The sequence below is a fragment of the Paenibacillus sp. 01L418 genome (assembly GCF_056400045.1).
On the sequence record NZ_JBFTSN010000874.1, the window covers coordinates 1 to 543 of the forward strand.

Here is a 543-nt window from a genome sequence, read left to right on the forward strand (position 1 = left end):
CCCAGTAAAAGCGTGTTTTTTCCTCGGAAGGCTTTACGGAATAGTGATAGCGGTCAGGCAGCAGAAGCAAGGTTTGCCCGTCTGTTAATTGCCATTTCCGCTCATCCTCGCCTATAAATAAGCAGCCATGTTCTATGATAAGAAGATCAAATACGCCTAGCTGCTTCCGGCTCGGATGCTGATCGCCCCGTTCGTGATTCGTAACGCCGCTCTCTAAGTAATAAGGAAGCGGAGGGGCTGCAAAATAAATATGCTCCGATGCTGCTATCATAATCAATTACACTCCCTGCTTGTGTGAAATTTTATAAGTATTTAGTTATTTTCGTTTGTATTTAAGTTTTATTTTAACCCATAAAATAGAGATCAGCAGTATGAAGTTATTCATTTCGGAAGAGGGGTTTTAATAAATGGAGCAAATCGCAAGCAGGGACCATGCCAAACCCGTATCACTTAAGCAGATCAATATTCAAGATTCATTTTGGAATTATTATATTAATCTAGTTAGGGATGTTGTTGTACCCTATCAATGGGATGCTATAAATG

At 40.1% G+C, this 543-nt stretch carries 1 pseudogene; it reads right to left on the reverse strand.

Going from position 1 to position 543, the window contains the following annotated elements:
• A pseudogene (locus tag AC1DSE_RS36220) lies at positions 1–271 on the reverse strand (AraC family transcriptional regulator); the annotation flags it as partial.
• Between the last annotated feature and the right edge of the window lie 272 nt (positions 272–543).